Raw genomic sequence first — 25,545 nt, 5'->3', positions numbered from 1 at the left:
CCCCGGGTGCCGCCGCCCTACACGGATCACGTGCAGACAGGGGATGGACATGCGAGACCACTTGCGGGAGGTCGCCGACTTCAACGTCCCGGTCACGTCGGCCGAGGACACCGAGATGATCGCGGCGCAGCGCCGGCGCGCGGTGCGCGCGGTCGCGTCCGCGGCGGCCGACGCCGAGGACTGCGCGTTGCTGCTGGACGCGCTCGGGCTGAAGCCGGCGGAGGGAATCACGCCGGTTCCGGCGCAACGGCTGGGCTGATCGGGTGTAACGCTGGTCACGGTCGGCGCCGGACGGGGAACGGCGCGGCCGGGCCGGCGTTGCCAGGGGTGGTAGCTACCGATCATCGCGGAGGATCTCCATGGCCCTGGCAGACATCGAGCTGCGCACGCTCGCCGGCGAACCCGCGACCCTCGGCGAACTGGGGCGCAAAGCCCTGCTCGTCGTGAACGTCGCCTCCCAGTGCGGCCTGACGCCGCAGTACGCGGCGCTGGAGCGGCTGCAGGAACGCTACGGCGACCGGGGTTTCTCCGTCGTGGGCTTCCCGTGCAACCAGTTCGCCGGCCAGGAGCCGGGCAGCGCCGAGGAGATCGCCACCTTCTGCTCGGCGACCTACGGCGTCACGTTCCCGATGTTCGAAAAGATCGAGGTCAACGGCCCCGGACGGCACCCGGTGTACGCCGAGCTGGTGGAGACGCCGGACGCCGACGGCGAGAGCGGGGACGTGCAGTGGAACTTCGAGAAGTTCCTCGTCGACCCGGACGGCAAGGTGGTGGCCCGGTTCCGGCCGCGGACCGACCCGGAGGCCCCGGAGGTCGTCGAGGCGATCGAAGCGGTCCTCCCGGCTGCCTGAAGCAGTCAAAGTTTTGACGATTGCGGCGTGGCAGGGTAGTGACCTGCGCCACGTCGATCAAGGGGCCGGTTCCTAGAAGCGGCGCTTCGCGTCGAGTGCCGCGGAACTGGTCGTGAGCTTCTCCAGCAACCCGATCAGGATGGTCTGCTCGGGCTTGGTCAGCGCGTTGGCCCACGCCTGCTCGCGGGCGTTGTGGGCCTCGTACGCGCTGGTGATCGCCTCGTGGCCGGCGTCGGTGAGGTTGAGCAGCACCGCGCGCCGGTCGTGCTCGGCCTGCTTGCGCGACACCAGCCCGTCCCGCTCCAGCGTGTTGACCAGGGCCGACACCGCCGCCCGGCTCATCCCGGACAGCTGCGCCACCCGCTTGGCCTCCATCGGGCCGGCCAGCCACAGGACGAACAGCACCCGGAAGCCGCCCCAGCTCCACCCGCGCGGCCGGTGCACCGTGGACTCCCAGTCGTAGACGAGTGCGCTGGTCAGGCGGTGCAGCGTCAGTCCGAGGCGCATCGCGGTGGCGTCGACCGCGGGCAGTTCGGCGGTCGTCTTCGCGATCGCGTAGTCCACGAACGTCAGGTAGTCCAGCTCGTCGGGGGCAGCCGGTTCTGCGGTCATGCGCCCCAGGCTAGGCCCCCGCGCGCCGCTCATCCGAACAACGTCGCGTTTCGGAAGTAGTCTTCCCTTGCGGGGTGACCCGGGTTACCCTGACTGCCGTCGAATAGTCAAAGGTTTGATCAAAGGAGGTGCAGGGTGGCTCAGAAGTCGTTCGCCTCGTCCGGCGACCTGACGGAGAAGGAGCAGACCCTGGAGGTGCTCGACGACGGCGTCTACGCGCTCACCGCGGAAGGCGACCCGAACGTCGGCGCCATCGAGGGCGAGGACTTCCTCGTCTGCTTCGAGGCACTGGCCACGCCGGTCGCGGCCGGGGAGTGGCTGGCGAAGCTGCGGGAGCACACCGACAAGCCGGTCCGGTACCTCGTGCTGTCCCACTACCACGCCGTGCGCGTGCTCGGCGCGTCCGCGTTCGACGCCGAGGTCATCGTGGCGCACGAGAACACCCGCGCCCTGGTCGCCGAGCGCGGCAAGGAGGACTGGGAGAGCGAGTTCGGCCGCATGCCGCGGCTGGCCAAGGGCGCCGACTCGGTGCCCGGCCTGACCTGGCCCACCCTGACCTTCTCCGACCGGCTCACCATCGACCTCGGCGGCGACCGCGGCGACCTGGTGCTGCAGTACTGCGGCCGCGGGCACACCGAGGGCGACATCGTGGCCTGGCTGCCCCGCCAGAAGATCCTGTTCGCCGGCGACCTCGTCGAGGCCGAGGCCGCGCTCTACACCGGCGACGCGTTCCACCGCGACTGGGCCTCGGCGACGCTGGACCGGGTCAAGGCGTTCGGCGCGGAGGCGCTGATCGGCGGCCGCGGCGCGGTCAGCCGCGGCCGGGACGCCGTCGACGCGGCGATCGAGCAGACCCGCGGCTTCCTGGACGTGATGATCCGCGAGGTCGGCGCGGTGCAGCGGGCCGGCGGCACCCTCAAGGAGGCCTTCGAGCGCACCCACGCCGCGCTGGCCCCGCGGTACGGGCACTGGCCGATCTTCGAGCACTGCCTGCCCTTCGACGTCTCCCGCCTGTGGGACGAGCTGTCCGGCATCGAACGCCCGGTCATCTGGACCGCGCAGCGGGACCGCGAGGTCTGGGACCAGCTGCAGGGCTGAACGATGACCACGACGACAGACCGCAGGGTCGCGGTGATCGGCAACGGCCCGGTCGGCCAGACGACCGCGCTGCTGCTGGCCCGGTGGGGCGTGCCGGTGCTGCTGCTGGACGGGCGCGCCGAGCGCGACCTGGTCGGCTCCAAGGCGATCTGCCAGCAGCGCGACGTGCTCGACGTGTGGGAGGCCGTGGGCGCCGGGCGGCGGATCGCCGCCGAGGGCGTCACCTGGACCACCGCCCGCACCTTCCACCGGGACCGTGAGCTGTTCGCCTACTCGATGGCCGATCCGGGCCGCTCGGCGTTCCCGCCGTTCGTCAACGTCTCCCAGGCCCGCACCGAGGAGATCCTGGACGAGCGGATCGCCGCCGAGCCCCTGATCGACGTGCGCTGGGGCCACCGGGTCACCGGCATCGCCCAGGACGGCGACGGGGTCACGCTCGCCGTCGAGGGGCACGCGGACCTGCGCGCCGACTACGCCGTGGCGTGTGCCGGGGCCCGGGGCGAGGACATCCGCCGGATGCTCGGCGTCGGCTTCGGCGGGCACTCCTTCGACGACCGGTTCCTCATCTGCGACATCCGGGCCGACCTGCCCGGCTGGGCGCAGGAGCGGCGGTTCTACTTCGACCCGGAGTGGAACCCGGGCCGCCAGGTGCTGATCCACCCGTGCCCCGGCTCGACGTTCCGCATCGACTGGCAGGTCCCCGGCGACTACGACCTGGCCGCCGAGGAAGCCAGTGGCGCGCTCGACGAGCGGATCCGCGCGATCATCGGCGATCAGCCCTACGAGATCGTGTGGAAGTCGGTGTACCGCTTCCATTCGCGAGTGGCGGACCGGATGCGCGTGGGCCGCGTCCTGCTCGCCGGGGACTGCGCGCACCTGGTGTCGCCGTTCGGCGCGCGCGGCCTCAACTCCGGGGTCGGCGACGCCGAGAACGCCGCGTGGAAGCTCGCCTTCGTGCTGCACGGCTGGGCGGGCGAGGAGCTGCTGGAGTCCTATCACGACGAACGGCACGCGGCGGCGCTGGAGAACATCGCGGTCACCACGGCCACGATGGACTTCCTGGTGCCGCAGACCGCCGAGCAGCACCGGCGGCGGCGCGAGGTCCTGGAGGCCGCGGCCACCGACCCGGCGATGCGGGCACAGGTGGACTCCGGGCGCCTGGCCGAGCCGTTCTGGTACGTGGAGTCGCCGCTGACCACCCCGGCGGAGTCGCGGCCGTTCGCCGGCCGCCCGCCGCGCGGGGAGGTGCCGCCGGCCGGGCCGGGGATCCTGGTGCCGGACGTGCCGGTGTCGGTGACCGGGTCCGCCTGCGGCCGGTTCCGCGAGCTGGCCCGCGACGGCGTCCTGCTGCTGACCACCGACGGGGTGGACCTGGAACCGTCCGTGGACACCGCGGCCCCGGTGCGGCTGCTGCGCCTGTCCGAGATCGACGTGACCGGGGTGCTCGCCGAAGCGCTGGCCGCACGGCCCGGCGAGATCTGGGTGATCCGGCCGGACGCCCACGTGGCGGCCGTCCTCACCGACCCGGCCCAGGTGCCGGCGGCGGTGAACCGCGCACTGGCGCGGCCGGTCGCCGAACGTATCCTGCCGGGTACCGGCACGTAGAGGGAGGACCATGGGCAGGATCGCCGTCACCGGGGCCACCGGGCAGCTGGGTTCGCGGGTCGCCGCGCTGCTCGCCGAACGGGGTGTCGCGCAGCGGCTGTGCGTGCGGAACCCCGCGCGGGCGCCCCGGATCGCGGGCGCCGAGGTCGTCGCGGCGGACTACGCGGACGCCACCGGGTTCCGCGACGCGCTGGCCGGCGTGTCGACGCTGTTCCTGGTGTCCGGCCACGAAGGTCCCGAGCGGATGGACCTGCACCGCAACGCGGTCCGCGCCGCCGCCGAGGCCGGGGTCGACCGGGTGGTCTACACCTCGTTCCTCGGCGCGGCCCCGCTGGCGACGTTCACCTTCGCCCGCGAGCACGCCGAGACCGAGCGGCTGATCCGGGAGTCCGGGCTGCGGCTGACGGCCCTGCGCAACACGCTCTACGCGGACGTCGCGCCGCACTTCGTCGGCGCCGACGGGGTGCTGCGCGGCCCGGCCGGTGACGGGCGGCTGGCGTGGGTGGCGCGGCAGGACGTGGCGCGGCTGGCGGTGGAATGCCTGCTCGACGACGGGCACGCCGGCCAGGTCTACGACGTGACCGGCCCGGAGGCGATCGACCTGCACGAGACCGCGGCGTTGCTGAGCAAGGCCACCGGGCGGGAGATCACCTACCACGCCGAGACCTTGGAGGAGGCGCGCGCGTCGCGGGCGGGCGCGCAGGACTGGGAGATCGACGGCTGGGTCGGCTCCTACGCGGCGATCGCGACGGGCGAGGTGGCGGTCACCAGCCACACCGTCGAGCACGTCACGGGACGGCGCCCGTGGACGTTCGCCGAGTTCCTCGCCGCGGAACGCCGCGCCTGGGCGCATCTTCACGCGTCCGGACGGGGGTGACTATCATCGAGATCCGAGAAGATCACCCCGAGAGGCACCGCGCATGGCGTCGGACAGACCGGCATCCCCCTCGGTCGACCGCACGCTGACCGTGCTGGAGACCCTCGTCGAGGCCGGTGAGGGCCTCACCCTCACCGCGCTGGCGCGGGCGACCGAGATCCCGCTCGCCACCTGCGCCTCGATCGTCTACACCCTGGAAAGCCGCGGGTACGCCCGCCGCCGGGTCGTCGGCCGCAGCCACTTCTGGCGCGCCACCACCCGCCTCTACGAGATCGCCGCGCCGCTGGCCGGTGAGACGCTGCCGGCCCGATCCCGATGATCGTCGCCGTCGAACTGGCCGCGCTGGTGGCCGTCGTGCTCCTCGTCACCGGTATCGCGCAGCGCCTCAACTGGTCCCCGCCGCTGTGCCTGGTGGCGATCGGCGTCCTCGCCTCGTTCGTCCCGGGCGTGCCGGACTACCACCTCGACCCCGAGGTCGTCCTGATCGGGCTGCTGCCCCCGCTGCTCTACGCGACCGCGATCCGCACCCCGCTGTACGACTTCCGGGCCAACCGCGTGCCGATCGCGGCGCTGTCGGTCGGGCTCGTCGTGTTCACCACGCTGGTGGTCGGCTGGGTCGTGTGGCTCATCGTGCCCGGCATCCCGCTGGCCGCCGGGTTCGCGCTCGGCGCGGTCGTCGCGCCGCCGGACGCGGTGGCCGCCACCGCCGTGGCGCGCCGGGTCGGCATGCCGCGGCGGATCGTGCGGATCCTGGAGGGCGAGAGCCTGCTCAACGACGCGGCCGCGCTGGTGTCCCTGCGCACCGCCATCGCCGCGATCGCCGGGGCGGTCAGCATCTGGGAGGTCGGCGGCGATTTCCTGCTCGCCGCCGGCGGGGGAGGCGCGGTCGGCGCGCTGATCGGGTGGGGCGCGAGCACGCTGCGCCGCCGCCTCACCGACCCGGTGATGGACACCGCGTGGTCGCTGGTGATCCCGTTCCTGGCCTACCTGCCCGCCGAGGCGATCCACGGCTCCGGCGTCGTCGCGGTCGTGGTGGCCGGGCTGATCGTCGGGCACCAGACGCCCAAGCTGCTGTCCGGGCCGTCGCGGCTGGCCAGCAGGCTGAACTGGCGCACCGTCCAGTTCCTGCTGGAGAACGTGGTCTTCCTGCTGATCGGGCTGCAGGTGCGGCGCATCGTCGAGGAGGTCGGCGACTCCCGGCTGCCGGCCTGGTCGCTGGCGCTGATCTGCGCCGGGGTGCTCGCGGCGACGATCCTGGCCCGGATCGTGTGGGTGTTCGGCTACGGGCTGGTGGCCCGCGCGCGGCCGGGTGAACGGACCCCGTGGTCCTACTTCGCGGTGATCTCGTGGGCGGGCATGCGCGGTGTGGTCACCCTCGCGGCCGCGTTCGTGCTCCCCGACGACACCCCGCAGCGGGCGGTGCTGGTGCTGGCCGCGTTCGTCGTGGTCGCCGGAACGCTGCTGCTGCACGGCATGACCCTGCCCGGCCTGGTGCGCCGCCTGAGCCTGCCACCGCCCAACCCGGCGGAGGACGCGTTGCAGGAGGCCGCGCTGCTGCACGACATGACGTCCGCGGGCCTGGCGCGGCTGGAGGAGATCCGCCGCCCGGCCGACCCGCCGGAGGTCATCGACCGGTTGCGGGACAAGCAGTCCTACCGGTCGGACTCGGCGTGGGAGAACCTCGGCCGGCTCAGCGCGGTGGAGGAGACCCCCAGCGACGCGTACCGTCGGCTGCGTGCCGAGATGCTGGCGGCCGAGCGGGACGTCCTGCTCACCGCGCGGGACCGGGGCACCGCCGACGACGAGGTGCTCCGGCGCGTGATGGAGGGGCTGGACATCGAGGAGTCGCTGCTGGAGCGACCCGAGGAGGAGCCGGGCATGGAACGTGAACTGGACACCCCCGCGGCCACCGCGGGCACCTGCGACCACCTGGAGCAGGCCGGCGCGCCGGAGACCGACGCGCAGGGCTGCGTCGACTGCCTGCGCGAGGGCTCGTCGTGGGTGCACCTGCGGCTGTGCCTGGAGTGCGGGCACGTGGGCTGCTGCGACTCCTCGCCGCGCAAGCACGCCACCCAGCACTTCCACGACACCCGGCACCCGGTGATCCGCAGCTACGAGCCCGGCGAGAACTGGCGCTGGTGCTTCGTGGACGGGATCGTCGGCTGAGCGGGGGCGCCCGGCGCGCCCCCGCCCGCCCGGTCAGAAGGGGTAGCCGGCGACGTCGCCGCGCATCGTGACCCAGCGGGTCTCGGTGAACGCCTCGATGTTCGCCGCCGGCCCGCCGAAGCGCGAGCCGGTGCCGGAGTCGAACACGCCGCCGAACGGGGCCAGCGCCTCGTCGTTGACCGTCTGGTCGTTGATGTGCGCGATGCCGGTCGGGATCCGGTCGGCCAGCGCCAGACCCTTCGCCACGTCGGAGGTGATGATGCCCAGCGACAGCCCGTACTCGCTCTCCGACGCGAGCTTCGCCGCCTCGTCCAGGGTGGCGAACTTGGCGACCGGCGCGACCGGGCCGAACACCTCCTGGTCGTAGGCCGGCACCGACGGGCCCGCCCCGGCGAGCACGGTGGCGCGGTAGAAGAGGTTCTCGTACGTGCCGCCCGCGGCGATCTTCGCCCCGGCGTCCACACTGGACGTCACCAGGCCGTGGATCTTGTCGCGCTGCCGCTCGTCGATGATCGGGCCGAGCGCGACCTGATCGGTGAACGGGTTGCCCACCGGCAGGTGGTTCGCCTTGTCCGCGAGGCGCTCCACGTACTCGTCGTAGAGCGAGGCGTGCACCAGGTGCCGCCCGGTGGTCATGCAGATCTGGCCCTGGTGGAAGAACGAGCCCCACGCGGCGGCGCTCATCGCCTGCTCCAGGTCGGCGTCGTCGAGCACGATCAGCGCCGAGTTGCCGCCCAGCTCCAGGTGCGCGCGCTTGAGGTGGCGGCCGGCGGACTCGCCGACCGCGCGGCCCGCGGCGGTCGACCCGGTGAACGAGATGACGCGGACGTGCTCGTCCTCGACCAGCGCGGCGCCCACGTCCGGCCGGCCGGGCAGCACGTGCAGCACCCCGGCCGGCAGCCCGGCCTCCTCGAAGACCCGGGCCAGCGCCACGCCACCGCAGACCGCGGTGCGCGGGTCCGGCTTGAGCACGACGCTGTTGCCCAGCGCCAGCGCCGGCGCGACCGAGCGGATCGACAGGATCAGCGGCGCGTTGAACGGGGCGATCACGCCGACGACACCGGCCGGGACGCGGCGGGCCATGCTCAGCCGCGGCGCCTCGCTGGGCAGGACCTCGCCGGTCGGGTGGCTCGGCAGCGCGGCCCCCTCGTAGCACTCCTGAGCGGCGACGTGCAGCTCGAAATCGGCCTTGCCGGGGATGCTGCCGGACTCGCGGATCAGCCAGTCCTTCAGCTCGGCGGCGTGCTGCTGCCACAGGTCGCCGGCGCGGCGCAGGACCGCGGCGCGTTCCTGGAAGGAGGTCGCCGCCCACGCGCGCTGGGCCTGCGCCGCCTTCGCCGCGGAGGCCGCGAGATCCTGCGGCGAGGCGATGCCGACGCGTCCCAGCTCGTCCCCGGTCGCGGGCTCCACGACCGCCGCGTCGCCGCCCGCCGCGCGCTCCCAGCTGCCGGTGAAGACGCGTCCGGTCCACTTCTCGTCGTCGAGAAAGCTCACTGTCACTCCTGATGCGCGAGGTTTTCCGCCATCCTCCTGAGCTGCCCGGGACGCACCAGTGGGTCTTTCACTGAGTGGAAGGCGGGAAACTGTCGGTGGTGCCTGCGATGATCGCGCTCGTGGACGAGACGAAGATCAAGCGCACGCTCGCGTCGCATGGCCCCGTGTGGCGGCGGCCCAGGGCGATGCTCGAACGATGGCTGGCGCGCGTGGGGGAAGACGCCTCGCCCGCCGAGCCGGTGGCGTCCCTGGAGGAGCGGATCGCGTCGCTGCTCGGCAAACCGGCGGCGCTGTTCTTCCCCAGCGGGACGATGGCGCAGCAGGTCGCGTTGCGGGTGCACGCGGAGCGGTCCGGCAGGCGGACGTTCGCCGCGCACCCGTACACGCACCTGGACAACTGGGAGGAGCAGGGTTACGCGGCGGTGCACGGGCTGCGGTTCCGGCCGGTGGGGGACCGCAACGAGCTGATGCGGCTGGCGGATCTGGAGGCGGTGGGGGAGCCGCTGGCCGCGGTGGTGTGGGAGCTGCCGCAGCGGGATCTGGGCGGGGTGCTGCCGGCGTGGGACGAGCTGGCCGCGCAGGTCGGGTACGCGCGGTCGCGCGGAGCGGCGGCGCATGTGGACGGTGCGCGGCTGTGGGAGGCGCAGCCGTTCTACGGCACGGAGTTCCCCAAGATCGCCGGCCTGTTCGACTCGGTGTACGTGTCGCTCTACAAAGGACTCCAAGGGGTGCGGGGTGCCGTGCTGGCCGGGGACGAGGCGCTGGTGGGGAGGCCGCGGTGTGGCGCAGGCGCCTGGGCGGCGCGATCCCGGACGCGTGGCCGCTGGCGGTCGCGGCCCTGGAGGGGCTGGAGTCGTTGCTGCCCCGGATGCCGGAGTTCCACGCCCACGCCCGGGCCCTGGTGACGGCGATCAAGCGGGATGGCGTGGCGTACGCGTATCCGGACCCGCCGCAGGCCGGGATGTTCCACGTCCACCTGCCCGCCCCGAAGGCCGCGGTGGAGCGCGCGGCCGAGGAGCTGATCGACGAGAAGGGCGTGCAGCTGTTCCTGCGGGTGCGCTCGTCGCCGGACCCGCGGCGCTGCTCGTTCGAGGTGAGCGTGGGCGAGAACGCGATGGACTTCCCGCCGGAGGAGGTGGTCTCCCTGCTGCACGAGTTGCTCGATCGCGCGCGCTGACCCGCGCCGCCGGTGATCGTCAGGTGCTGGGGCGGGGGAAGCAGCCGAGGAACCGCTCGGCCGCCGCTCGGTCGCCGATCGATTGGGGCGGTGTGGCGTTTGCGTATCCGGACCCGCCGCAGGCCGGGATGTTCCACGTCCACCTCCGGGCGTCGAAGGTTGCGGTGGAGTGCACGAGCTACTCGACCGCGCGCGCTGACCCGCGCTGTCGGTGATCGTCAGGTGCTGGGGCGGGGGAAGCAGCCGAGGAACCGCTCGGCCACCGCCCGGTCGCCGATCGATTGGGGCGGTGTGGCGTTTGCGTATCCGGACCTGCCGCGGGCCGGGATGTTCCACGTCCACCTCCGGGCGTCGAAGGTTGCGGTGGAGTGCACGAGCTACTCGACCGCGCGCGCTGACCCGCGCCGCCGGTGATCGTCAGGTGCTGGGGCGGGGGAAGCAGCCGAGGAACCGCTCGACCGCCGCCCGGTCGCCGGTCACCGCGGCCTCGTCCAGGCGGGTGCCGAGAAACACCAGCGACCGCAACGTGCGCGCGTCGGTCTCCGGTGGTTGCGTGTCCGCGCGCGCTGACCCGCGCTGTCGGTGATCGTCAGGTGCTGGGGCGGGGGAAGCAGCCGAGGAACCGCTCGACCGCCGCCCGGTCGCCGGTCACTGCGGCATCGTCCAGGCGGGTGCCGAGAAACACCAGCGACCGCAACGTGCGCGCGTCGGTCTCCAGCACCGCATCGGCCTCGCCGGAGCCGCGCTCGATCGAGAACTCGCCGGAATCGACCCTGGCCAGGAACGCGTCGTCGCCCAGCCGTAGCGCGACCCGGGTCGACAGATCGCCTGCCCGGTCCGCCGAAAAGGTCGTCCGCAGTGCCAGGACCAGCGCGTCCACGCTCAGCTCTCCGGACGGCGGCACCGGCCGGCGGCTGCCCCACCGGGCCAGCGCCAGCACCACCGGCTCCAGCTCCGCGCCGTGCTCGGTCAGCTCGTACACGCTGGTGCTCGCCGGCGGCCCCAGCCGTCGCCGCCGCACCACACCCGCGCTCTCCAGGTCCCGCAGCCGCTGCGACAGCACGTTCTGGCTCATCCCCGGCAGCGACCGGCTCAGGTCCCGGAACCGCTTCGGCCCCAGCAGCAGCTCGCGCACCACGAGCAGCGCCCACCGCTCACCCACCACGTCCAGGGCACGGGCCACCCCGCACGGGTCGTCATAACTCCGCACGAGAAAAGAGTAGCTTCCCCTTGCGCTATGACACCAGTCACTCCTAGGCGACGCCGCCGCCGCGGAAGCGGACCGGCCCGGCGTGCGGATGGCCCGCATCGCCGTCCGGCCGGAGTGGGTCGGCACCTTCGACTTCCAGGACCGGTTCCCCGGTGGCCGGTCCGCCGCGGACTTCGCACGGCGAGGGCAGTGACATGACCACCTTCGTGCTCGTTCCCGGCGCCGGCGGCCAGGCGTGGTACTGGCACCGGCTCGTGCCGGAACTGACCCGGCGCGGCCACGAGGCGATCGCCGTCGACCTGCCCGCCGAGGACGACTCCGCCGGACTGCCGGAATACACCGACGTGGTCGTGCGGGCGATCGGCGACCGGCGCAACGTCGTCCTGGTGGCCCAGTCGATGGGCGGCTTCACCGCCCCGCTCGTCTGCGAGCGCGTGCCGGTCTCGCTCCTGGTGCTGCTCAACGCGATGGTCCCGGCGCCGGGCGAGACGGGCGGCCAGTGGTGGGCCGGCACCGGCTACGACCAGGCCCATCCGGAGGAGATGGACGTCGAGCGGGACTTCCTGCACGACCTGCCGCCCGACGTGCGGGCCGAAGCGATCCGGCAGGGCGAGCCCGCGGCAGTCCGGCACACCGTTCACCACCCCCTGGCCACTGGAGAAGTGGCCGGACGTGCCGACCCGGTTCGTCCAGGGTCGCGACGACCGGTTCTTCCCGCTGGAGTTCCAGCGCCGGGTGGTGCGGGAGCGGCTGGGCCTGGAGCTGGACGAGATCCCGGGCGGGCACCTGGCCGCGCTCAGTCGTCCCCGTGAGCTGGCCGACCTCCTGGTCTCCTGGTGTTGACAGCTCTTCGAACGCGTGTTCGACTGAGTGGGTGAGGTGGGAGAACCAACGCGCCGGCCGCGACGCGCAACCGGCCCTGCTGGGCCTGGACGGCCTGGTCCGGACCGTGACGTCGCCGGAGTTCCAGGGCGTCACGTTCCACGAGGTCCACGCCCGCTCGGTGCTGAACAAGGTGCCGGGCGAGTCGATGGTCCCGTTCTCCTGGACCGTCAACCCGTACCGGGGCTGCAGCCACGCGTGCACCTACTGCCTGGCCGGGGACACCCCGATCCTGCTGGCCGACGGGCGCACCAAACCGCTCGCCGAGCTGCGCGTGGGCGACGAGATCCAGGGCACCGAAGTGCGCGGCGGCGTCCGTCGCCTGGTGCGCACCACGGTGCTGGCGCACTGGACCACCGTGAAGCCGGCCCACCGGCTGACCCTGCGCGGCGGGACGACCCTCGTCGCCAGCGGTGACCACCGGTTCCTCACGGCGAAGGGCTGGCGGCACGTCACCGGCGACGACCGGCCGCACCTGGTGCCCGGCGACACGCTGATGGGTGCCGCGGGTGCGGTGGCCGAGCCGGACGCCGCCCTGGACGTCGTCGCGATCGAGCCGCTCGGGCGGGCGGAGACCCTGTTCGACATCACCACCGGCACCGGTGACTTCGTCGCCGCCGGGGTGGTCAGCCACAACTGCTTCGCCCGGAACACGCACACCTACCTCGACTTCGACGCCGGCCGCGATTTCGACACCCAGGTCGTGGTGAAGGTGAACGCGCCCGAGGTGCTGGCCGCCCAGCTGCGGCGGCCGAGCTGGCGGCGCGAGCACGTCGCCATGGGCACCAACACCGACCCCTACCAGCGGGCCGAGGGCCGCTACCGGCTGATGCCCGGCATCATCGGCGCGCTCGCCGGCTCCGGCACCCCGTTCTCGATCCTCACCAAGGGCACCGTGCTGACGCGGGACCTGCCGCTGCTCACTTCGGTGTCGCGGGAGGTGGATGTGGGCATGGCGGTGTCGATCGCGCTGCTCGACCGCGACCTGCAGCGCAGCCTCGAACCCGGCACGCCGAGCCCGCGCGCCCGGCTGGACCTGGTCCGCCGCATCGCCGACGCCGGCCTGCCCTGCCACGTCATGGTCGCCCCGGTGCTGCCCGGTCTCACCGACACCGAGGAGGCGCTGGACCCGCTGTTCGCCGAGATCGCCGCCGCCGGGGCCGCCCGGGCCACCGTGCTGGCGCTGCACCTGCGGCCCGGCGCGCGGGAGTGGTTCGCCCGCTGGCTCGGCGCGCACCGGCCGGACCTGGTGGAGCGCTACCGGGAGATCTACGGCCGCGGCAGCTACGCGATGCCCGCCTATCGGAGGGCGCTGTCCGCGCGGGTCGCGCCCCTGCTGCGGTGCCACGGCCTCAACCGCCGCGAGGAGCCGCACCGGATGCCGTCCCCGCGCGACCCGGAGCGCCCGGCGCAAGGGGAGCAGCTGAGCCTGCTGTAACCGGCCCCGCCGCGCGGCCCCGGGAACCGGAGCGCCCGCCGCGACCTTCGCGCGGCCGCCCCGCGAAGGTGAGCGCCCGCGAGGGTTCACCCGCCGCCCAGGAACCGGAGCGCCCGCCGCGCGACCTTCGCGCGGCCGCCCCGCGAACCTGAACGCCCGCGAGCGGTTCACCCGGCGCCCGCGAACCGGAGCGCCGCGGGGGAACAGCCGCGGCAGCCCCTCCACCGCGCCCGGGGCCGCGCAGCCCCGGTAAGAAACCTGGTGGACTCGCCCAGCGGGGCGTTCGTTAGCCTCATACGGGCAGGAAAACCCCTGCTGACGCCACGAGCTGAACGCCTCGCAAGGAGAACAACCGCAGTGCTTCGCACCCACGACGCCGGCACCCTGCGTGCCGAGCACGCCGGCCAGATCGTCACGCTCACCGGGTGGGTCGCCCGGCGGCGCGATCACGGCGGGGTGATCTTCATCGATCTGCGGGACGCGAGCGGGGTCGCCCAGGTGGTGTTCCGCGAGGGCGAGATGGCCGAGCGCGCCCACCAGCTGCGCTCCGAGTTCTGCGTCAAGGTCACCGGCGAGGTCGCGCGGCGGCCCGCGGGCAACGAGAACCCGGAGATCCCCACCGGCGCGATCGAGGTGCTGGCCACCGAGCTGGAGGTGCTGTCCGAGGCCGCGGTGCTGCCGTTCCCGATCGACGACCGCGTCGACGTCGGCGAGGAGGTGCGGCTCAAGTACCGCTACCTCGACCTGCGCCGCAGCGGCCCGGCCCGCGCCATCCGCCTGCGCAGCGAGGTCAGCCGCGCCGCCCGTGAGGTGCTGCACGGCCAGGGCTTCGTCGAGGTCGAGACGCCCACGATGACCCGCTCCACCCCGGAGGGCGCCCGCGACTTCCTGGTGCCGGCCCGCCTGCGCCCGGGCTCCTGGTACGCGCTGCCGCAGTCGCCGCAGCTGTTCAAGCAGCTGCTCATGGTCGGCGGCCTGGAGCGCTACTACCAGATCGCCCGCTGCTACCGGGACGAGGACTTCCGCGCCGACCGGCAGCCGGAGTTCACCCAGCTCGACATCGAGATGAGCTTCGTCGACCAGGACGACGTGATCGCCGTGGGCGAGGCGGTCGTGTCGGCGCTGTGGAAGCTGATCGGCCACGACATCCCGCGCCCGATCACCCGCATGACCTACGCCGACGCCATGGCCAAGTACGGCACCGACAAGCCGGACCTGCGCTTCGGGCTCGAGCTGACCGACCTGACCGAGTACTTCGCCGACACGCCGTTCCGCGTCTTCCAGGCGCCCTACGTCGGTGCGGTCGTCATGCCCGGCGGCGGCGACCAGCCGCGCCGCCAGCTCGACGCGTGGCAGGAGTGGGCCAAGCAGCGCGGTGCGAAGGGCCTGGCCTACGTGCTCATCGGCGAGGACGGCACGCTGTCCGGCCCGGTCGCCAAGAACATCTCCGAATCCGAGCGCGAGGGCCTGGCCGAGGCCGTCGGCGCCAAGCCCGGCGACTGCGTCTTCTTCGCCGCCAACAAGCCGCGCGAAGCCCGTGCCCTGCTCGGCGCGGCCCGCGTGGAGATCGGGCACCGGCTCGGCCTGATCGACGAGGACGAGTGGTCCTTCGTGTGGGTGGTGGACGCCCCGCTGTTCGAGCCCGCCGACGAGACCGACGACGTCGCCGTCGGCTCGGGCAAGTGGACCGCGGTGCACCACGCCTTCACCTCGCCGACCCCGGAGTGGATCGACAAGTTCGAGTCCGACCCGGGCAACGCCCTGGCCTACGCCTACGACCTGGTCTGCAACGGCAACGAGATCGGCGGCGGCTCGATCCGTATCCACCGCGCGGACGTGCAGAAGCGCGTCTTCGAGGTGATGGGCCTGTCCGAGGCCGAGGCGCAGGAGAAGTTCGGCTTCCTGCTCGACGCGTTCTCCTTCGGCGCCCCGCCGCACGGCGGCATCGCGTTCGGCTGGGACCGCATCGTGATGCTGCTGGCCAAGGCCGAGTCGCTGCGGGACGTCATCGCGTTCCCGAAGACCGGCGGCGGCTACGACCCGCTGACCGGGGCCCCGGCGCCGATCACCGCGCAGCAGCGTCGCGAGGCCGGCGTCGACGCGAAGCCGCCGGCGCCCAAGGGCTGACCGCGGTGCTGCACCTGCGGGTCGTCAGCCCGCCGGAGGACACCGAGCGCGCGCTGGCGGTGCTGCGGGACCAGCCGGGCACGGCGCACCTGATCGTGCACACCGGTGCCGCCGTGTCCCCGGCCGGTGACCTCATCGAGGCCGACGTGGCGCGCGAGGCGGCCGACGACGTGGTCGAGGCGCTGTGCGAGCTGGGTCTGGACCACAGTGGCGCGATCACGCTCGAAGCGCTCGACACCGCGTTGTCCGATTCGGCCGACCGCGCGGAGGAAAGCGCGCCGGGTGAGGGTGCGGACGCGGTCGTCTGGCAGGAGCTGCTGAACCGCACCGGCGAGGAGTCGCGGCTCAACGCCACGTTCCTGACGTTCCTGACCATCGCGTGCCTGCTGGCCTCGGTCGGGATCGTGACCGATTCACCGGTCACGATCGTCGGCGCGATGGTGGTGGGGCCGGAGTTCGGGCCGCTCGCGGCGATCGCGGTCGGGCTGGTGCTGCGCCGCGGGGACCTCGTCCGCCGCGCGCTGCTGGCGCTGGGGCTCGGGTTCCCGCTCGCGATGCTGGTGACCGCCGGGGTCACGGTGCTGACCTGGGCCGTCGGGCTGCTCGACGTGAGCAGCTTCCGCGAAGCCCACGAGGTGGATTTCGTCTACGACGTCGGCTGGTACTCGCTGATCGTCGCGCTGCTCGCCGGGGCGGCCGGGATGCTGTCGATGACGTCGGCGAAGTCGGCCGCGCTGGTGGGTGTGTTCATCTCCGTCACCACCGTTCCCGCCGCCGGGTACGCGGTGGTGGCGGCGGTCGTGGGTGAGTGGGTCAAGGCGGCCTACTCGTTCGGTCAGCTGGCGGTGAACCTGGTCGGGATCGTTGCGGCGGCGGCCGTGGTTTTGCTGCTGCGACGCCGAAACCGGGACCGCGTCGCCGTGCGGCCGTTGCCGGAAGTGGAAAAATCGTTGTGGTGAGCGACGTTCGCCCGCTAGTAGGGTCGAAGGCGATGACGGTGGACACTTCCCCGGGCACCGAGGACGGCCAGGACCCGGCTGTGGCGCCTGTTCCGGTGAGCGGGACGCAGGCCGTGGACGCGGCCGTGCAGGCGGCGGAGACGGTGCTCACGCGGCGCTTCGGCAGCCCGATCGGGCTGGTCGAGCCGGAGGCGCTGCCCGGCAGCGGGCCGGCGACGGTGGTGCGCGCCCGCATCGCCGCGTCCCCGTTCGGGCTGCCCCGCACGCTCGTGATCAAGCACTACCCGGACGCGCCGCCGCGCGGGGCCGCCGACCCGTTCGCCCAGGAGGCGGTGAGCTACCAGCTGTTCACCGCGCTGCCCGCCGAGGACCGGATGTGCCCGGAGCTGCTCGCCCACGACGGGCCGCTGCGCGTGATCGTGATCGACGACCTCGGCCGCGCGCCCACCCTGTGGGACAGGCTGCGCGGGCAGGACGCGCGGCTGGCCGAGCGGGCGTTGCTGTCCTGGGCGCGGTCGCTGGGCCGGCTGCACGCGACGACGGCCGGCCGGGAGGCCGATTTCGAGGCGCTGCTGCGGCGGCTGGGCGGGTTCGTGCCGGACGAGGACACCACCCCGGCGGTGGCGTGCGCGCGCCTGCCGACACTGCTCGAGGAGGCGGTCGGGGTCGGAACGCCGGACGACGTGCGTGCGTACGCCGAGTACGTGTGCGAGGGTTCGGCGTCGTCGCCGTACCGCGCGTTCAGCCCGGTGGACCTGAGCCCGGACAACAACCTGGTGACCAGCGGCGGCGTGCACTTCCTGGATTTCGAGCGCGGGCTGGTCCGCAACGCCCTGGTGGACGCCGCGAACCTGCGCGTCCCCTTCGCCACCTGCGACGACGCCTGGGCGCTGCCGAGCGGCATGAGCGAGGCGATGATCGCGGCGTGGAAGGCGGAGGTGTCCGGCGTCTGGCCGGCCCTCGCGGACAACGACGTGCTGTCGGCGCTCCTGCTGGACCACCAGATGTTGCTCCTGTGGGTGACCACGTGGGCCGACCTGGGCGGCGCGGCCGCAGAGATCTCGCCGGGCCGCGTCGCGGCGCTGGTGAGCTGGTGGAAGGACCTGGGAACCCACGCCGAGCGCGGCGGCCGGGACGAGGTCGCCGAACACGCCCGCGAGGTCGCGAAGGCGCTGGACGCCCGCTTCGGGCCGGGGCTGGAGCTGCCGCTGTACCCGGCTTTCCGCTGAGGCTCCGGTTTGGCGGTCAGCGGGCACGGCTTGCCGCTGGCGGGCTCGGATGCCGGCCTTCTCGCGGGGGCGACTGGTCCTTTCGCGCGCCCGCGACAGGCTCACTCGTGCGGGAGCGGGTGCGGGTGGCCTTTTCGTGCGCCCGCGACAGGCTCACTCGTGCGGGAGTGGGTGCGGGTGGCCTTTTCGTGCGCCCGCGACAGGCTCACTCGTGCGGGAGTGGGTGCGGGTGGCCTTTTCGTGCGCCCGCGACAGGCTCACTCGTGCGGGAGCGGGTGCGGGTGGCCCTCTCGTGCGGCAGCGACAGGCCCACCCGCGCGGGAGCGGGAGTGGGTGCGGGTGGCCTTTTCGTGCGCCTGCGACAGGCCCACTCATGCGGGAGCGGGTGCGAGTGGCCCCCTCGCGTGAGCGCGAGGGGGCCTCTCGCGTGAGCGTGCGTGGCCTTTTCGTGTGGGCGCGAGTGGCCCTCTCGTGCGGAGCGGCCGCGACTGGCCCACTCGCACGGGCGCGACTGGCCCTTTCGAGAGGGCACGACTGGCCCTTTCGTGCGGAGCAGCCGGGAGTGGACCCTTCACGTGGGTGCGAGTGGTCCTCTCGTGCGGGAGCGGGAGCGGCTGGCCCTCTCGTGCGGCAGCGGGTGGGCCTTTCGTACGGCCGCGACTGGTCCTCTCGCGCGGCCGCGGCCGCGAGTGGTCCTGTCGAGCGGGCGCGAGGTGCCCTCTCGTGCGGCAGTGAGTGGCGCTTTCGCGCGGGTGCGAGTGGGCCTTTCGTGTGGCGCGGCTGGCCCTTTGGTGTGGGCGCGGCTGGCCCTTTCGTGCGGGTGCGACTGGCCCTTTCGCGTGGAGCGGCTGCGGGTGGGCCTTTCGCGTGAGTGCGAGTGGTCCTCTCGTGCGCGGGAGCGGGGGCGAGTGGCCCTCTCGCGTGGAGCGGCTGCGGGTGGGCCTTTCGCGTGAGTGCGAGTGGTCCTCTCGTGCGCGGGAGCGGGGGCGAGTGGCCCTCTCGCGCGGCCACGGCCGCGAGTGGGCCTTTCGCGCAGGAGCAAGGTGCCCTCTCGCGCGGCTGCGAGTGGCCCTTTCGTGCGGCCGCGGCCGCGAGTGGCCCTCTCGTGCGGGCGCGAGGTGCCCCTCTCGCGCGGGTGCGAGTGGCGCTTTCGCACGGGCACGACTGGCCCTCTCGCCCGGCCGCGCCTGCCCCCTCGCCCCCGCACGAGCGCCCCTTCTCCCCATCCACCCAGGCGAACTCTCCCCGGCCCACCCCCACAAACCCAGACGTTCGCTGAGCCGTCCGGGGCGTGTTACCCGGCGATCACGTGGTGGGCGGCTCCGTGCCTGATGGTCTTCAGACGTGACTGCGGTGCGTGAAGAATTCACCCAGACCCCCGATCCGCTTCCCCGTGCCGTTCGCCTGGCCGTGCTCGGCGACTCCACCGCCGTGGGCCTCGGCGACCCCGTCCCCGGCGGCTCCTGGCGTGGCGTCGGCCCGCTGGTGGCCGCCGCGCTGGGCATCCCGCCCGCCGGGTACCTCAACACCGCCTTCACCGGGGCCCGGATGCGCTGCGTGCGCACCGGCCAGCTGCCGGCGGCCCTGCACCACCGGCCCGACGTCGCGGTCGTGATCGTCGGCATGAACGACACCCTCCGCTCCGACTTCGACCCCCTCGGCATGGCCCGCGACCTCGAACACGTGGTGACCGCCCTGCAAGCCGTCGGCGCCACCGTCGTCACCATGCGCTTCCACGACCACAGCCGCGTCTTCCGGCTGCCCGGCCCGCTGCGCCGCGCCCTCACCGCGCGCATCACCGAGCTCAACGACGTCATCGAACTCGTCACCCGCCGCCACGGCGCCACCTGCCTCGACCTGGGCTCGCTGCCCGGCGCGTACGACCTCGCCGCCTGGAGCGTCGACCGGCTGCACCCCTCCGAACTGGGCCACCGCCTCCTCGCGCGCGGGGTGACCGAACTCCTCGCCGACGCCGGGATCGCCGTGCCCTCGCCGGTGAGCCTCGTCTGCTCCGGCGGCGTCGCGCCCCGCACCGTCGACCACGTGGGCTGGCTCGTGCTCAAGGGCATCCCGTGGCTGTGGCGCCGCGGCCGCGACCTGCTGCCCTACGCGGCCGCCATCGTGGCCCGGTCGGCGGCCGAGTCCTGGCGCGCCCGGCGCGTCGAGCCCCTGGAACTGGAGGCGGCGCCGCGACCGGCGGAGCAGTGACGGTTTCGTCGGGGGTCCGCATTACGGTGGAGGCGTGCAGGACGAACTCTTCACGGTGAACCCGGACCTGGAGCCGCCGCCGGAGCGCGTGACGCAGCCCCAGACGGCGCCGGTCCCGCCGGGTTCGCCCCTCGCCGTCCGGATGCGGCCGCGCTCGCTCGACGAGGTGGTCGGGCAGCAGCACCTCCTCGGCGAAGGCGCCCCGCTGCGCCGCCTCGTCGAGGGCGCCGCCCCGGCCTCGGTGCTCCTCTACGGCCCGCCCGGCACCGGCAAGACCACCCTCGCCAACCTCGTCTCCACCGCCACCGGCCGCCGCTTCGTCGCGCTGTCCGCGCTCTCCGCCGGCGTCAAGGAGGTCCGCGGCGTCATCGAGGAAGCCCGGCGCCGCCGCCAGTACAACGCCGAGAACACCGTCCTGTTCATCGACGAGGTGCACCGCTTCTCCAAGACCCAGCAGGACGCCCTGCTCGGCGCGGTCGAGGACCGCACGGTCCTGCTCGTCGCCGCCACCACCGAGAACCCGTCGTTCTCCGTCGTCTCCCCGCTGCTGTCCCGCTCGCTCGTGCTGCAGCTCAAACCCCTCACCGACGACGACGTGCGCTTGCTCATCCGCCGCGCGCTGGCCGACGAGCGCGGCCTGGACGGCGAGCTGGAACTCACGCCGGAGGCCGAGGACCACCTCGTCCGCCTGGCCTCCGGCGACGCCCGCCGCGCGCTGACCGCACTCGAAGCCGCCGCCGACGCCGCGTCGGCCACCGAGCACAAGACCATCGACCTGCCGATCGTCGAGTCCACCGTGGACAAGGCGGCGGTGCGCTACGACCGCGACGGCGACCAGCACTACGACGTCATCAGCGCGTTCATCAAGTCCATCCGCGGCTCCGACGTGGACGCCGCGCTGCACTACCTGGCCCGCATGATCGAGGCGGGGGAGGACCCGCGGTTCCTCGCCCGCCGCCTCGTCGTGCACGCCAGCGAGGACATCGGCATGGCCGACCCGACCGCGCTGCAGACCGCGGTCGCCGCCGCGCACGCCGTCCAGTTCATCGGCATGCCCGAGGGCAGGCTCGCGCTGGCCCAGGCCACCATCCACCTCGCCACCGCCCCCAAGTCGAACGCCGTGGTCACCGGCATCGACGCGGCACTGGCCGACGTGCGCGCCGGCCGCCTGGGCACGGTGCCCCCGCACCTGCGCGACGGCCACTACGCGGGCGCGGCCAAGCTCGGCAACGCCCAGGGCTACCGCTACCCGCACGACGTGCCCGAAGGCGTGGTCGCGCAGCAGTACCCGCCGGACGAGGTGGTGGGCGTGGACTACTACCACCCGACGCAACGCGGCGCCGAACGCACGCTGTCCGAGCGCGTGCCCCGGCTGCGCCGCTCGGTGCGCGGCGGCTGACCGGCGCGCCCGGGCCTGCCGATGACCGGGGCGGCATCGTCACGGACACGCCGCGCGAGGCGGTCGCCGGCGCGGGGTCCGCACCACGCCGAGCGATGCCGGCGCTCGGCTCCGGCCCGGAGGGGCCGTCCAGCCACTGACGGCGACGCACGGTAACCTGACCGGCATTCACGCCGCTAGAACCCGAGGAGGGCCCGTGTCGGCAGGGCAGATCGCCGCGTTGATCGCCGCAGGAGCGTTCGTCCTGCTGGTGCTGCTGCTGGCGATCCCGTTGATCAAGCTCGGTCGCACGCTCGACGAGGCGACGATCGCCATCCGCAAGGCGCACCAGAACTCCGACCCGATCCTGATCGGCGCCAACGAGACGATCACCCACGTCAACACCCAGCTCGAGCGCGTCGACGGGATCACCGCGAACGCCCAGGCCGTGAGCGGCAACGTGTCCGCGCTGTCGTCGGTCTTCACCGCGACCCTCGGCGGCCCGCTGGTCAAGACCGCCGCCCTGTCCTACGGCCTGAGCAAGGCCATCCGCTCCCGCCGCAAGAGCAAGGAGCTCGCCGACGGCAAGCACAGCCGGAAGCGGGGCCGCAAGTGAAGCGCCTGTTCTGGCTCGGCGTCGGCGTCGTGACCGGCGTCGCACTGACCCGCAAGGCAGGTCAAACCGCTCGTCAAGCGTCGCCGGCGGGGTTAGCCTCGAACCTGGGTGACGCCGTGTCGGAGCTGGCCGGCGCCATCGGATCGTTCGGCGCGGACGTGCGCGCCGGGATGAGCGAGCGGGAACAGGAGCTGCGTCACATGGTGGAGGACCGGTCCGGGGTGAGCACCCCGCGCGCCTCCGAAGGCCGGCACGCGGCCCGGCGCCCGGCGCGAGCTCGCCGGGCGGAGGGCTGACGCGGCCCAGCCAGCCGCGCCCTCCGCCGACGCCGCAGCCCCTGACACACGCGGCGCCCGCCGCTTCCCCACGAGGACTGACCAGTGGAAACACACGAGATCAACAAGCGGTTCCTGGCGCACTTCCAGGCCAAGGACCACACCCCGGTGCCCAGCGCGTCGCTGATCCTGGACGACCCGACGCTGCTGTTCGTCAACGCCGGCATGGTCCAGTTCAAGCCGTACTTCCTGGGCGAGGTCCCGCCGCCGTACCCGCGCGCGACCAGCATCCAGAAGTGCGTGCGCACCGGCGACATCGACGAGGTCGGCAAGACCACGCGGCACAACACGTTCTTCCAGATGGCCGGGAACTTCTCCTTCGGCGACTACTTCAAGGAAGGCGCGATCGCCAACGCCTGGGAGCTGATCACCAAGTCCTCCGACGACGGCGGCTTCGGCTTCGACCCCGACCGCATCTGGGTCACCGTCTACGAGAACGACTCCGAAGCGGCGGGCCTGTGGCAGAAGGTCGCCGGCATCCCGTCCGAGCGCATCCAGGCGCGCGACGGCCGCGACAACTACTGGGACATGGGCGTGCCCGGCCCGGCGGCCCGTGCTCGGAGATCTACTACGACCGCGGCCCGGAGTTCGGCCGCGACGGCGGCCCGGTGGTCGACGAGGACCGGTACCTGGAGATCTGGAACCTCGTGTTCATGCAGGACATCCGGGGTGAGCAGAGCCCGAAGTACGGCCACCCGCCGATCGGCGAGCTGCCGAAGAAGAACATCGACACCGGCATGGGCGTCGAGCGCGTCGCCTACCTGCTGCAGGGCGTGGAGAACGTCTACGAGACCGACCTGGTGCGCCCGGTGATCGCGCGCGCCGAGGAGTTCTCCGGCCGCCGCTACGGCGCGAACCACGCCGACGACGTGCGGTTCCGCGTCATCGCCGACCACGCCCGCTCCGGCGTGATGCTGATCGGCGACGGCGTGACCCCGGGCAACGAGGCACGCGGCTACGTGCTGCGCCGCCTGCTGCGCCGCATCGTGCGCTCGGTGCGCCTGCTCGGCGTGCACGAGCCGGTGCTGCCCGAGTTCGCCGCGGTGGTGCGGGACGCGATGGCGCCGTCCTACCCGGAGATCGCGCGCGACTTCGACCGGATCAGCGACGTCATGCGGGTCGAGGAGGAGGCGTTCCTGCAGACCCTGACCAGCGGGTCGCGGATCTTCGACCTCGCCGCGGAGGAGACCAAGAAGGCCGGCGGCGACGTGCTGGCCGGTGACCGCGCCTTCCAGCTGCACGACACCTACGGCTTCCCGATCGACCTGACCCTCGAGATGGCCGCCGAGCAGGGGCTGTCGGTGGACGAGGACGGGTTCCGGACGCTGATGGAGGAGCAGCGCCAGCGCGCGAAGGCCGACGCGGCGGCCCGCAAGAAGGGCCACGGTGACCTGTCGGTCTACCGCGAGCTGCTGGAGCGGCACGGCGAGACCGACTTCCTCGGCTACACCGACCTGCAGGCCGGCGCCAAGGTCATCGGCCTGCTCAAGGACGGCCAGGGCGTGCCGGTCGTGCGCGAGGGCGACAAGGCCGAGCTGATCCTCGACCGCACCCCGTTCTACGCCGAAAGCGGTGGCCAGGTCGCCGACACCGGTGTCCTGCTCGGCTCCGGCGGCGAGGCCAAGGTCGTCGACGTGCAGAAGGTCGTGCCCGGTCTGTGGGTGCACCGCGTCGAGGTGATCGCGGGCGAGATCGGCCTGGACACCGAGGTCACCGGGTCGGTCGACCAGACCCGCCGCGGCTCGATCGCGCGCTCGCACTCGGCCACCCACCTGGTGCACGCCGCGGTCCGCGGTGCCTACGGCCGCCGCGCCGCGCAGGCCGGTTCGCTGAACTCGCCGGGTCGCATGCGGTTCGACTTCACCACTCCCGGCCCGGTCTCCACCGACGTGCTGACCGAGGTGGAGGAGGAGGTCAACGACTACCTCCAGAACGACGTCGAGGTGCAGACCTACACCACGACCAAGGACAAGGCGCTGGAGCTGGGCGCGGTCGCGCTGTTCGGCGAGAAGTACGGCGACAACGTCCGCGTCGTCGACATGGGCGAGTACTCGCGCGAGCTGTGCGGTGGCACCCACGTGGGCCGCATCGGCGAGCTCGGCCTGGTGAAGCTGGTGTCGGACTCCTCGATCGGCTCCGGCGTGCACCGCGTCGAGGCGCTGGTCGGCACCGACGCGCTCAAGCACGTGCGCAAGGAGCAGCTGCTGGTCTCGCAGCTGGCGAACACCTTCAAGGTGCCCAGCGACGCGCTGCCCTCCCGCATCGAGGACGTGCTGACCCGCCTGCGCAACGCGGAGAAGGAGATCGCCCAGCTGCGCACCCAGCAGGTGCTCGGCTCGGCCGGCTCGCTCGCGGACAAGGCGACCGACGTCCAGGGCGTGTCGCTGGTCGCGGAGAAGCTCGACGGCGACATCGACGCGGGCGCGCTGCGCTCGCTGGCCCAGGAGGTCCGCAACCGGCTCGGCTCGCGCCCCGGTGTGGTCGCGTTGTTCGCGCCGCAGGGCGAGAAGCTCAGCTTCGTCGTGGCCACCACGGCCGCGGCCCGCGACAAGGGCTTCGCGGCGGGCAAGCTGGTGCCGGCCTTCGCGGAGGCGGTCGGCGGCCGCGGCGGCGGCAAGCCGGACCTCGCGCAGGGCGGCGGCAGCAACCCGGCGGGTATCGAGCAGGCCATCACGGCGCTGCGTGGCGCGGTCGCGGCAGGGTGACCGCACGGAAACCGGACCGCCCCGGGGAGCACGATCCCGGGGCCGGCCGGCGGCTCGGCGTCGATGTCGGATCCGTCCGGGTCGGGGTGGCGCTCAGCGATCCCTCGCCGGTCCTCGCCAGCCCGCTGGTTACCCTGTCGCGTGATGCGAACAGCGACAGCGATCTCGAGCAGCTTGCCGCACTGGTGGCCGAACACGAGGTGGTGGAGGTGATCGTGGGACTGCCCCGCACACTCGCCGACCGCCACGGACCGGCTGCGGAGATCGCCGCCGGCTACGCCGACGCCCTCGCCGGGCGGATCGCGCCGGTCCCGGTGCGGCTCGCCGACGAGCGCCTCACCACGGTCAGCGCGTCCCGCATGCTGTCCCAGCGGGGCGTGAAGGGCCGCAAGCAGCGCGCGGTGGTCGACCAGGCCGCCGCCGTGGAGATCCTGCAGGGCTGGCTCGACGCCCGGGCCGCCCACCGGGCACGGGCGGGTGAGGCGTGAGCGAGCAGCCCCCGCACCCCGGTTCCCCGCGTCCCGATTCCCCGCGTGCCGATTCCCCACGTGCCGGGGCGCCGCGGCGTCGTCCGCCCG

At 73.2% G+C, this 25,545-nt stretch carries 22 protein-coding genes and 2 pseudogenes; 21 read left to right on the top strand and 3 right to left on the bottom strand.

All coding sequences use genetic code 11. The features are described from left to right. The first annotated feature begins 43 nt into the window (after positions 1-43). On the top strand, positions 44-259 hold the full coding sequence (locus tag L1857_RS23855) for a hypothetical protein (RefSeq protein WP_094007998.1): 216 nt from the start codon (positions 44-46) through the stop codon (positions 257-259). Positions 260-359: 100 nt separating this feature from the next. After that, entirely contained in the window at positions 360-851 is a 492-nt protein-coding gene (locus tag L1857_RS23850) for a glutathione peroxidase (protein WP_116111065.1), read from the top strand. 72 nt (positions 852-923) lie between these two features. Here the strand turns inward: L1857_RS23850 and L1857_RS23845 are convergent, their stop codons facing one another. After that, positions 924-1,463, bottom strand: a complete 540-nt coding sequence (locus tag L1857_RS23845; protein ID WP_094008000.1) for a MarR family winged helix-turn-helix transcriptional regulator — start codon at positions 1,461-1,463, stop codon at positions 924-926. 135 nt (positions 1,464-1,598) lie between these two features. Between L1857_RS23845 and L1857_RS23840 the strand changes: the two genes are divergently transcribed. Genes L1857_RS23840 through L1857_RS23820 form a run of 5 tightly spaced genes read left to right on the top strand, consistent with a single transcriptional unit; the run spans position 1,599 to position 7,209 of the window. After that, the gene (locus tag L1857_RS23840; protein WP_094008001.1) at positions 1,599-2,561 is read left to right on the top strand and encodes an MBL fold metallo-hydrolase; all 963 of its coding nucleotides are present in this window, start codon (positions 1,599-1,601) and stop codon (positions 2,559-2,561) included. A 3-nt stretch (positions 2,562-2,564) separates the two neighbouring features. Beyond that, positions 2,565-4,166, top strand: coding sequence for an FAD-dependent monooxygenase (locus L1857_RS23835; protein ID WP_116111066.1), 1,602 nt, complete (start codon positions 2,565-2,567; stop codon positions 4,164-4,166). A gap of 10 nt (positions 4,167-4,176) precedes the next feature. Then, entirely contained in the window at positions 4,177-5,043 is an 867-nt protein-coding gene (locus tag L1857_RS23830) for an SDR family oxidoreductase (RefSeq protein ID WP_094008003.1), read from the top strand. Positions 5,044-5,086: 43 nt separating this feature from the next. Beyond that, complete coding sequence (locus L1857_RS23825; protein WP_094008004.1) at positions 5,087-5,362, top strand: helix-turn-helix domain-containing protein; 276 nt, start codon at positions 5,087-5,089, stop codon at positions 5,360-5,362. Next, the gene (locus L1857_RS23820) at positions 5,359-7,209 is read left to right on the top strand and encodes a Na+/H+ antiporter (protein ID WP_094008005.1); all 1,851 of its coding nucleotides are present in this window, start codon (positions 5,359-5,361) and stop codon (positions 7,207-7,209) included. The genes L1857_RS23825 and L1857_RS23820 overlap by 4 nt, the downstream gene beginning before the upstream one ends. A 33-nt stretch (positions 7,210-7,242) precedes the next feature. Here the strand turns inward: L1857_RS23820 and L1857_RS23815 are convergent, their stop codons facing one another. Continuing rightward, positions 7,243-8,703: a benzaldehyde dehydrogenase gene (locus L1857_RS23815; RefSeq protein ID WP_094008006.1), complete on the bottom strand. Its 1,461-nt coding sequence runs from the start codon at positions 8,701-8,703 to the stop codon at positions 7,243-7,245. Positions 8,704-8,810: 107 nt separating this feature from the next. On the opposite strand from L1857_RS23815, the gene L1857_RS23810 reads away from it, so the two are divergent. After that, the gene (locus L1857_RS23810; RefSeq protein WP_249466360.1) at positions 8,811-9,608 is read left to right on the top strand and encodes a threonine aldolase family protein; all 798 of its coding nucleotides are present in this window, start codon (positions 8,811-8,813) and stop codon (positions 9,606-9,608) included. Further along, positions 9,572-9,880 carry a hypothetical protein gene (locus L1857_RS23805; RefSeq protein ID WP_249466357.1) on the top strand — a complete coding sequence of 103 codons (309 nt, stop codon included), beginning with the start codon at positions 9,572-9,574 and terminating at the stop codon, positions 9,878-9,880. Before L1857_RS23810 ends, L1857_RS23805 begins: the two co-directional genes overlap by 37 nt. Positions 9,881-10,469: 589 nt before the next feature. Here L1857_RS23805 and L1857_RS23800 read toward each other — a convergent pair. After that, positions 10,470-11,063 (bottom strand): winged helix-turn-helix transcriptional regulator, encoded by a 594-nt coding sequence (locus L1857_RS23800; protein ID WP_116111071.1) that lies wholly within the window; start codon positions 11,061-11,063, stop codon positions 10,470-10,472. 221 nt (positions 11,064-11,284) lie between these two features. On the opposite strand from L1857_RS23800, the pseudogene L1857_RS35790 reads away from it, so the two are divergent. From L1857_RS35790 to ruvX, 12 genes and pseudogenes are all read left to right on the top strand, one after another. Continuing rightward, a pseudogene (locus L1857_RS35790) lies at positions 11,285-11,659 on the top strand (alpha/beta fold hydrolase); the annotation flags it as partial. 103 nt (positions 11,660-11,762) lie between these two features. Continuing rightward, positions 11,763-11,933, top strand: coding sequence for an alpha/beta fold hydrolase (locus L1857_RS35785; RefSeq protein WP_429727778.1), 171 nt, complete (start codon positions 11,763-11,765; stop codon positions 11,931-11,933). Positions 11,934-11,964: 31 nt separating this feature from the next. Next, on the top strand, positions 11,965-13,410 hold the full coding sequence (locus L1857_RS23790) for an Rv2578c family radical SAM protein (RefSeq protein ID WP_116111072.1): 1,446 nt from the start codon (positions 11,965-11,967) through the stop codon (positions 13,408-13,410). Positions 13,411-13,767: 357 nt separating this feature from the next. After that, the gene (gene aspS, locus L1857_RS23785) at positions 13,768-15,537 is read left to right on the top strand and encodes an aspartate--tRNA ligase (protein WP_094008016.1); all 1,770 of its coding nucleotides are present in this window, start codon (positions 13,768-13,770) and stop codon (positions 15,535-15,537) included. A 5-nt stretch (positions 15,538-15,542) separates the two neighbouring features. Continuing rightward, a complete protein-coding gene (locus L1857_RS23780) occupies positions 15,543-16,496 on the top strand; it encodes a DUF389 domain-containing protein (RefSeq protein ID WP_094008017.1) in 954 nt (317 codons plus the stop codon). 32 nt (positions 16,497-16,528) lie between these two features. Next, on the top strand, positions 16,529-17,725 hold the full coding sequence (locus L1857_RS23775; RefSeq protein ID WP_094008018.1) for a phosphotransferase: 1,197 nt from the start codon (positions 16,529-16,531) through the stop codon (positions 17,723-17,725). Positions 17,726-19,069: 1,344 nt separating this feature from the next. After that, a complete protein-coding gene (locus L1857_RS23770) occupies positions 19,070-19,933 on the top strand; it encodes an SGNH/GDSL hydrolase family protein (RefSeq protein ID WP_429727777.1) in 864 nt (287 codons plus the stop codon). A 34-nt stretch (positions 19,934-19,967) separates the two neighbouring features. After that, positions 19,968-21,332 carry a replication-associated recombination protein A gene (locus L1857_RS23765; protein ID WP_027928667.1) on the top strand — a complete coding sequence of 455 codons (1,365 nt, stop codon included), beginning with the start codon at positions 19,968-19,970 and terminating at the stop codon, positions 21,330-21,332. Between the two features lie 196 nt (positions 21,333-21,528). Then, on the top strand, positions 21,529-21,927 hold the full coding sequence (locus L1857_RS23760) for a DUF948 domain-containing protein (protein ID WP_094008021.1): 399 nt from the start codon (positions 21,529-21,531) through the stop codon (positions 21,925-21,927). Next, positions 21,924-22,223 carry a hypothetical protein gene (locus L1857_RS23755; protein WP_094008022.1) on the top strand — a complete coding sequence of 100 codons (300 nt, stop codon included), beginning with the start codon at positions 21,924-21,926 and terminating at the stop codon, positions 22,221-22,223. Before L1857_RS23760 ends, L1857_RS23755 begins: the two co-directional genes overlap by 4 nt. A gap of 84 nt (positions 22,224-22,307) precedes the next feature. Next, a pseudogene (gene alaS / locus L1857_RS23750) lies at positions 22,308-24,967 on the top strand (alanine--tRNA ligase). Beyond that, a complete protein-coding gene (gene ruvX / locus L1857_RS23745) occupies positions 24,964-25,455 on the top strand; it encodes a Holliday junction resolvase RuvX (RefSeq protein WP_094008024.1) in 492 nt (163 codons plus the stop codon). The pseudogene alaS and the gene ruvX overlap by 4 nt, the downstream one beginning before the upstream one ends. The last annotated feature ends 90 nt before the right edge of the window (positions 25,456-25,545 follow it).

Origin of the sequence: Amycolatopsis thermalba, assembly GCF_023376025.1 — a bacterium.
Classification (GTDB): Bacteria; Actinomycetota; Actinomycetes; order Mycobacteriales; family Pseudonocardiaceae; genus Amycolatopsis_E; species Amycolatopsis_E thermalba.
Note: the sequence above shows the minus strand (reverse complement) of the source record. Positions and strands in the feature narration are given on the sequence as shown.

Coding starts and splice junctions, on each gene's coding strand:
- L1857_RS23810 (WP_249466360.1), top strand. CDS start 8,811: ATGATCGCGCTCGTGGACGAGACGAAGATCAAGCGCACGCTCGCGTCG.
- L1857_RS23850 (WP_116111065.1), top strand. CDS start 360: ATGGCCCTGGCAGACATCGAGCTGCGCACGCTCGCCGGCGAACCCGCG.
- L1857_RS23830 (WP_094008003.1), top strand. CDS start 4,177: ATGGGCAGGATCGCCGTCACCGGGGCCACCGGGCAGCTGGGTTCGCGG.
- L1857_RS23845 (WP_094008000.1), bottom strand. CDS start 1,463: ATGACCGCAGAACCGGCTGCCCCCGACGAGCTGGACTACCTGACGTTC.
- L1857_RS23825 (WP_094008004.1), top strand. CDS start 5,087: ATGGCGTCGGACAGACCGGCATCCCCCTCGGTCGACCGCACGCTGACC.
- L1857_RS23835 (WP_116111066.1), top strand. CDS start 2,565: ATGACCACGACGACAGACCGCAGGGTCGCGGTGATCGGCAACGGCCCG.
- L1857_RS23855 (WP_094007998.1), top strand. CDS start 44: ATGGACATGCGAGACCACTTGCGGGAGGTCGCCGACTTCAACGTCCCG.
- L1857_RS23805 (WP_249466357.1), top strand. CDS start 9,572: ATGCCGGAGTTCCACGCCCACGCCCGGGCCCTGGTGACGGCGATCAAG.
- L1857_RS23775 (WP_094008018.1), top strand. CDS start 16,529: ATGACGGTGGACACTTCCCCGGGCACCGAGGACGGCCAGGACCCGGCT.
- L1857_RS23820 (WP_094008005.1), top strand. CDS start 5,359: ATGATCGTCGCCGTCGAACTGGCCGCGCTGGTGGCCGTCGTGCTCCTC.